The 7,185-nt window shown below is 68.2% G+C and carries 6 protein-coding genes; 4 read left to right on the top strand and 2 right to left on the bottom strand.

The window, feature by feature from the left end; all coding sequences use genetic code 11:
• Positions 1 to 227 precede the first annotated feature (227 nt).
• From MHY20_RS02100 to MHY20_RS02090, 3 genes are all read left to right on the top strand, one after another.
• Positions 228 to 767, top strand: a complete 540-nt coding sequence (locus MHY20_RS02100) for a hypothetical protein (RefSeq protein WP_239374277.1) — start codon at positions 228 to 230, stop codon at positions 765 to 767.
• Between the two features lie 61 nt (positions 768 to 828).
• Positions 829 to 1,263 carry a large conductance mechanosensitive channel protein MscL gene (mscL, locus tag MHY20_RS02095; protein ID WP_239374275.1) on the top strand — a complete coding sequence of 145 codons (435 nt, stop codon included), beginning with the start codon at positions 829 to 831 and terminating at the stop codon, positions 1,261 to 1,263.
• A 125-nt stretch (positions 1,264 to 1,388) separates the two neighbouring features.
• A complete protein-coding gene (locus tag MHY20_RS02090; protein ID WP_285262188.1) occupies positions 1,389 to 2,354 on the top strand; it encodes an A/G-specific adenine glycosylase in 966 nt (321 codons plus the stop codon).
• On the opposite strand, the gene MHY20_RS02085 is transcribed toward MHY20_RS02090, so the two are convergent.
• Positions 2,266 to 2,922, bottom strand: coding sequence for a DedA family protein (locus MHY20_RS02085; protein WP_239374273.1), 657 nt, complete (start codon positions 2,920 to 2,922; stop codon positions 2,266 to 2,268). The genes MHY20_RS02090 and MHY20_RS02085 overlap by 89 nt on opposite strands.
• Before the next feature lie 73 nt (positions 2,923 to 2,995).
• Positions 2,996 to 5,512: an ATP-dependent Clp protease ATP-binding subunit gene (locus MHY20_RS02080; RefSeq protein WP_183374857.1), complete on the bottom strand. Its 2,517-nt coding sequence runs from the start codon at positions 5,510 to 5,512 to the stop codon at positions 2,996 to 2,998.
• Positions 5,513 to 5,684: 172 nt separating this feature from the next.
• Between MHY20_RS02080 and MHY20_RS02075 the strand changes: the two genes are divergently transcribed.
• On the top strand, positions 5,685 to 7,178 hold the full coding sequence (locus MHY20_RS02075) for a malate:quinone oxidoreductase (protein ID WP_239374271.1): 1,494 nt from the start codon (positions 5,685 to 5,687) through the stop codon (positions 7,176 to 7,178).
• Positions 7,179 to 7,185: the final 7 nt, after the last annotated feature.

Genomic DNA, 7,185 nt, shown 5'->3' with positions numbered 1-7,185 from the left:
GCCGCTGCAACGTCATCTACGCCATGCTCCGCGACGGCACCTACTACCAGCCACCGACAACCGCCCCTACCCCCGAGCCGACCGCTCTCGCGGCTTGACTCGAAACATAGGGACACCCCCCAGTGCACCGGGGCGGCGGAGCGGCCACGGGCTGCCCACACTTCCAGTCATCCCCAGTCCCTGCGGGCCCCTCGTGGCGCATCGAGGCCCCTTCGTAGCATCAGCGCATGCTGTTCTCACGTGTGACCGATCGCCTGCCCGCTGCACGTCGTAGTCTGCGCCGACATCGACGCATCCTCCTCCTGCTCCTGGTCACGGCGATCCTCGCCCAGGGGGTGCAGGCGGCGGCGCGCAGCCTCAGCCCCGGCACAGCGCATGCCGCTGAGGCGGGGGCATCGGGCGGGACAGGGCATGGGGACGAATCGGGATCCGATGCACGCTCAGCACCCGGGACGGACGGGTCGCACAGACCCGCTGAGGGCCGGGCGGTGATCGCCGTGCAGCTGCGCGATGACGCCCTGCTGACACTCCTCACACCCGGCACCGCGATCACCCTCGTGTGTCCGGGCGGCCCCGAACCGACAGCGCCCGCCATTGAGGCTCGTGTGCACTCCGCGGGTGCAGCGCTGCCGGAAGAAACGGAGATCACAGCCGGATCAATAAGTCCGCGCACTCCCGCAGTACTGGTCGACATCCCCGCAGATGCGGTGTCGTCCGCGGCACAGTGCGCGGATAGAGGTACTGCAACAATCGCGGTGATCGGGTAGGTTCTCTTCCTGAAGATCGGCCCACTGCGGTCGTTCCGTCCCCTCCTCGAAAGGAACACTCATGAAGGGCTTCCGCGACTTCATCATGCAGGGCAACGTCATCGACCTCGCCGTCGGCGTCGTCATCGGCTCTGCTTTCACCGCTCTCGTCGGCGCATTCGTCACCTACGTGATCACCCCGATCCTCTCCGTGTTCAACACCGGCGGCATCGCCGGCTTCGGTCCGCGCATCATTCAGGACAACCCGGCGACTCAGATCAACATCGGCATGCTGCTGTCCGCGGTGATCACGTTCCTCATCACCGCCGCCGTGGTGTACTTCGTGTTCGTCGCCCCGATGACGAAGGCTCGCCAGATGGCCCGCGTCCGCAAGGGCCTGCCGGCCGTCGAGGAGGACCCGGTCGCTGAGGACATCGCTCTGCTCACCGAGATCCGCGACCTGCTCGCCGGCGACCAGCGCCACCCGCAGACCGGCACCCCGCGCGTCAACGAGTGATCGCATCCGGTCGATTCGGTCAGCGTTCGCGAGCCTGAGCCGCGACCGACCCCACCGCACACGAAGCGGGATCCTCTTCTGGAGGGTCCCGCTTCGTCGCTGTCCGCGCCGGTACAGTGGCCGTCGTGACCTCCTCCCCCGCCGACTCCCACCGCACGAGAGAACCAGTGGCATCGTTGCCGCGACGCGACCTGTTCCGCCTCATCGCCGACTGGTTCGATGAGCATCGTCGCGATCTTCCATGGCGGCGCCCGTCGGTCTCCCCGTGGGGCGTGCTCGTCAGCGAAGTGATGAGCCAGCAGACCCCGGTGGGCCGCGTCGCCCCTGCATGGGTGGAGTGGATGGAGACCTGGCCCACCCCCGCCGACCTCGCCACCGCCGATCCGGCGGATGTTCTGCGGGCATGGGGCTCGCTCGGCTACCCGCGCCGAGCGCTGCGCCTGCAGGAGTGCGCGCAGGCGATCACAGATCGGCACAACGGCCGTGTCCCCGGCGACCCGGAGCTCCTGCGCGCCCTGCCCGGCATCGGAGAGTACACCGCCGCTGCAGTCGCGTCCTTCGCATTCGGTCAGCGGATCCGCGTGCTCGACACGAACATCCGGCGCGTGATCGGGCGCGTCATCTCCGGTGAGTTCGACCAGCGGCCGTCGTCGACTGCGGCGGAGCGCTCCCTCGCGGATTCGCTGCTGCCGGCGAGCGCGGGCGACAGTGTCATCTGGAACGAAGGCATCATGGAGCTCGGCGCGCTGATCTGCACCGCCCGGTCCCCACGCTGCGACGACTGCCCGCTCGCTGCGCACTGCACCTGGAACGTCGAGGGCCGACGGGTTCCCGAGGTGCGCCGCTCCCCCGTGCAGAAGTTCGCCGGCACGGACCGTCAGCTGCGCGGCCGCGTTATGAAGCACCTGCGCCAGGCGACGGGTGCGGCCGCTTCGGAAGCGGATCTGCAACGAGCCGCTGCGACGGATGACGCCCGCTTTGCGCGCATCCTGCAGTCACTGCTCACTGATCGTCTCGTCCACCGGGTGCCGACGGGCTCCGCCGGTGACGCAGCGATCGCGCTCGGACCGCCGCCGCGAGCCGTTCGATGATCAGCGACAGCACCACCGCCACCGCCAGCGAGACGATCACCCCGATCAGCCGGTGGCTGGTGAACCACTGCCCTGCGATCGCCCCGACCGCGGCGCCGTAGGTCGCCCAGCAGAACGTTGCCACGAGGGACCGGCTGAGGAACCTGCGGTGCTCGTAGCCGAGTGCGCCGGCGGAGAGGTTGACGGCTGTGCGGCCGAACGGGATGTAGCGGGCGGTCATGATCCACAGGAACCCGTGGCTCTCCAGCCCCGCTTCAGCAGCCTCCATTCCGGCCTGCATCTTCGGGCGCTGAAGGAACCGCAGGCGGTGCAGCGGCACCCGTCGGCCGATGAGGAACGTGAGGTTGTCTCCGAGGAACGCGCCGACCCAGGCTGCCGGGACGAGCAGCCACAGAGTGGGCGTGCCGCCCGAGGACCACAGGGAGGCGAGGGTGACGAGCACGGATTCGCTGGGCACCGTGGGGAAGAACGCGTCCACGAACGCGCACGCGAACATCACCAGGTGGATCCACCAGGCGTCGGCGACGCCGGCGATCCACACCTCCAGCTGATGCATCCAGGCGGTCATGGGCGGTGCTCTCCGGTCACGGATCGACAGCGCCCCGCCCGGCGGAACCGGACGGGGCGCCTGCGCTGTCAGGTCAGCTGTTCTCGCTGAGGCTCTCGACGGTCACCTCGGTGTCCAGTTCGGTCACCGTGCCGTCCTTGCCCCGGCGGGAGAACACGAATTCGCCGAGCGGTCCCTCACCGCGCGCATCGATGAGGATCTCGTCGCCGGCGTGGACACGACCGAACAGGATGTGCTCGGAGAGGGTGTCCTCGATGTCGCGCTGGATGGTGCGGCGCAGCGGCCGGGCACCGAGGACCGGGTCGTACCCCTTCTCGGCGAGCAGCTGCTTGGCGGGCTCGGTGAGCTCCACCGTCATGTCGCGCTCTTCGAGGCGGTCGTCGAGCCTGTGGATCATGAGGTCCACGATCTGCTTGATCTCCTCGAGGCCGAGCTGCGGGAACACCACGATGTCGTCCACGCGGTTGAGGAACTCGGGGCGGAAGTGCTGCTTGAGCTCCTCGTGCACCTTGCCCTTCATCCGCTCGTAGTCGGTGGAGAGGTCACCGCCGGCCTGGAAGCCGATGGAGACGCCCTTGGCGATGTCCTTCGTGCCCAGGTTGGTGGTCATGATGATGACGGTGTTCTTGAAGTCCACCATGCGGCCCTGCGAGTCGGTCAGACGGCCGTCCTCGAGGATCTGCAGCAGCGAGTTGAAGATGTCGGCGTGGGCCTTCTCCACCTCGTCGAACAGGACCACGCTGAACGGCTTGCGGCGCACCTTCTCGGTGAGCTGACCGCCCTCGTCGTAGCCGACGTATCCCGGCGGGGAGCCGAACAGACGCGAGGAGGTGTGCTTCTCCCCGAACTCGGACATGTCGAGCTGGATGAGCGCTTCCTCATCACCGAACAGGAACTCGGCCAGAGCCTTCGCCAGCTCGGTCTTGCCGACACCCGTGGGGCCGGCGAAGATGAACGAACCACCGGGGCGCTTAGGGTCCTTGAGGCCGGCGCGGGTGCGGCGGATCGACTGCGACAGGGCCCGCACGGCCTCGTTCTGGCCGATGACGCGCTTGTGCAGTTCGTCCTCCATGCGCAGCAGGCGCGTGGACTCCTCCTCGTTCAGCTTCATGATTGGGATGCCGGTGGAGGCGGCGAGCACCTCTGCGATGACGTCCTCGGTCACCACGGAGACGGTGTCGTTCTCGCCTTCGCGCCAGGCCTTCTCCTTCTCCTTGCGCTCCTCGGTGAGGCGCTGCTCCTCATCGCGGAGGCTGGCGGCCTTCTCGAAGTCCTGGGAGTCGATCGCCGCTTCCTTCGCCTTGCGGGACTCCTCGATCTTCGATTCGTAGGCCTTCAGCTCCGGCGGCACGGTGAGGCGGCGGATGCGCAGGCGCGCGCCGGCCTCATCAATCAGGTCGATCGCCTTGTCCGGCAGGAAGCGGTCGTTGATGTACCGGGCGGCAAGGTTCGCCGCGGAGACGAGGGCGTCATCGGTGATGGTCACCTTGTGGTGCGCCTCGTAGCGGTCGCGCAGACCCTTGAGGATCTCCACGGTGTGGGCGATCGACGGCTCGTCCACCTGGATCGGCTGGAAGCGGCGCTCCAGCGCGGCGTCCTTCTCGATGTGCTTGCGGTACTCCTCGATGGTGGTGGCGCCGATGGTCTGCAGTTCGCCGCGCGCCAGCATCGGCTTGAGGATGTTGGCGGCGTCGATCGCGCCTTCGGCGGCGCCGGCACCGACGAGGGTGTGGATCTCGTCGATGAACAGGATGATGTCGCCGCGGGTGCGGATCTCCTTCAGCACCTTCTTCAGGCGCTCCTCGAAGTCACCGCGGTAGCGGGAGCCGGCCACGAGGGACCCGAGGTCGAGGGTGTACAGCTGCTTGTCCTTGAGCGTCTCGGGCACGTCGCCGCGGACGATGGCCTGGGCGAGGCCCTCCACAACGGCGCTCTTGCCGACGCCCGGCTCGCCGATGAGGACCGGGTTGTTCTTCGTGCGGCGGCTGAGCACCTGCATGACGCGCTCGGCCTCCTTGTCGCGGCCGATCACCGGGTCGAGCTGGTTGTCGCGCGCAGCCTGCGTGAGGTTGCGGCCGAACTGATCGAGCACGAGCGAACCGGAGGGCTGGCCCTCCTGCTGGCCGCCGCCGGCGTTGACGGTCTCCTTGCCCTGGTAGCCGGACAGGCGCTGGATGACCTCCTGGCGCACTGCCGACGGCTCCGCACCCAGGCGGGTCAGGACCTTGACGGCGACGCCGTCGCCCTCGCGCAGCAGGCCGAGCAGGATGTGCTCGGTGCCGATGTAGCCGTGCCCGAGCTGCAGCGCTTCGCGCAGCGACAGCTCCAGCACCTTCTTAGCGCGCGGAGTGAAGGGGATGTGCCCGGTCGGTGCCTGCGAGCCCTCGGTGATGATCTCGCGGACCTGCTCACGCACGCCCTCCAGGGTGACGCCGAGCGCCTCCAGGGCCTTGGCACCGACGCCCTCGGCCTCGTGGATCAGGCCGAGCAGGATGTGCTCAGTGCCGATGTAGTTGTGGTTGAGCAGCCGGGCCTCATCCTGGGCGAGGACGATGACGCGACGGGCACGGTCGGTGAAACGTTCGAACATGCTTCTCCTCAGTCTGGTCGTCAGATGGTACGAGCCTATGCGGGATGCCCCTGGGAACGCGCTCCTGTTCGCCACAGGGTGAAACGGTTCGGGACCGGCTCACCTGCCTGCGGCGGACGCAATCGGTCGATAGGATCGGGGGCGGACACGCGATCTTGTGAAGGGAAGTCTGATGCCGACTCGGTCGTCGAGAACAGTGAACGCGAGCACAGCTGATGCGGTGCTGATCGGCGGCGGAATCGCCAGCGCCACCCTGGCGGCGCTGCTGACCGAACTGGAACCCGACTGGCGGATCGTGGTGCTGGAGAAGCTGCCGAAGGTGGGCCAGGAGGCGTCGGATGGCTGGAACAACGCCGGCACCGGCCACTCCGCTCTGTGCGAGCTGAACTACACCCCGCAGGACGTCGACGGGTCCGTCAGTCCGAAGAAGGCCATCAGCATCAACGAGCAGTTCCAGCTGTCGCGGCAGTTCTGGTCGCACCTGGTGGAGACCGGCAGCATCGCCGATCCGTCCGCGTTCATCCACTCGGTTCCGCACATCAGCTTCGTGCGCGGCCTGGAGAACGCCGACTACCTGCGCCGTCGCCACGAGGCCCTCTCCCAGAACCCCCTGTTCCGCGACATGGAGTACACCACCAGTCACGCGGAACTGTCCGAGTGGGCGCCGCTGATCACCCGGGGGCGCCCGGAGACCGAATCGATCGCCGCGACCCGTTCGCTGGACGGCACCGACGTCAACTTCGGCGAGCTCACCCGCATCCTCTTCGATGCCGCGTCGAAGCAGGGCACCGAGGTGCGCACGGGCCGCACCGTCACCTCTCTGCGCCGCATGGGCCGCGACTGGGGTGTGATGTCCCGTGGCACGGACGGCGATGTCTCTGTGGTGCGTGCTCCGTTCGTGTTCGTCGGCGCCGGCGGCAATGCCCTGCCGCTGATGCAGGACGCCGGGATCGATGAGATCCGCGGGTTCGGCGGCTTCCCGATCTCCGGTGAATGGCTGCGCTGCACGAACCCGGACATCGTCGCCGACCACAGCGCCAAGGTGTACGGCAAGGCCGCCGTCGGCGCCCCGCCGATGAGCGTGCCGCACCTGGACACCCGGTACATCAACGGCCGCCGCGAGCTGATGTTCGGCCCCTACGCCGGCTGGTCGCCGAAGTTCCTCAAGACCGGGTCCAACGCGGACCTGCTGCGGTCGGTGAAGCCCTCGAACATCGGCCAGATGCTGGCCGTCGCCCCGCCGAACCTCGACCTGATGACGTACCTGGTGGGCGAGCTGACCAAGACCTTCAAACAGCGCGTCGCCTCCCTCCAGGAGTTCATGCCGAGCGCCAACGCGGACGACTGGGAGCTGATCACCGCCGGTCAGCGCGTCCAGGTGATCGCCCCCGACAAGGACCGGCTCGGCGTGCTGCAGTTCGGCACCCAGCTGATCACCACCGCTGACGGCTCCATGGGCGGCATGCTCGGCGCCTCCCCCGGCGCGTCCACCTCGGTGGAGATCATGCTGCGCATGCTCGAAGCCGTGTTCCCGCAGCGCTCCAGCACCTGGGAGCCGAAGGTCCGCGCCATGGTGCCGAGCTGGCGGAAGCCGCTGAGCCAGGACCCGTCGGCCGCGACGGCCTACCTGGACCGCACCGCCGAGGTCCTCGGCCTCAACCGGTGACCCCCAC

Origin of the sequence: Helcobacillus sp. ACRRO, from assembly GCF_022347125.1 — a bacterium.
GTDB classification, from domain to species: domain Bacteria; phylum Actinomycetota; class Actinomycetes; order Actinomycetales; family Dermabacteraceae; genus Helcobacillus; species Helcobacillus massiliensis.
Note: the sequence above shows the minus strand (reverse complement) of the source record. Positions and strands in the feature narration are given on the sequence as shown.

Excerpts from the sequence above, each read along its gene's own strand:
- MHY20_RS02100 (WP_239374277.1), top strand. The coding sequence starts at position 228 with ATGCTGTTCTCACGTGTGACCGATCGCCTGCCCGCTGCACGTCGTAGT.
- MHY20_RS02080 (WP_183374857.1), bottom strand. The coding sequence starts at position 5,512 with ATGTTCGAACGTTTCACCGACCGTGCCCGTCGCGTCATCGTCCTCGCC.
- MHY20_RS02085 (WP_239374273.1), bottom strand. The coding sequence starts at position 2,922 with ATGACCGCCTGGATGCATCAGCTGGAGGTGTGGATCGCCGGCGTCGCC.
- MHY20_RS02075 (WP_239374271.1), top strand. The coding sequence starts at position 5,685 with ATGCCGACTCGGTCGTCGAGAACAGTGAACGCGAGCACAGCTGATGCG.
- mscL (WP_239374275.1), top strand. The coding sequence starts at position 829 with ATGAAGGGCTTCCGCGACTTCATCATGCAGGGCAACGTCATCGACCTC.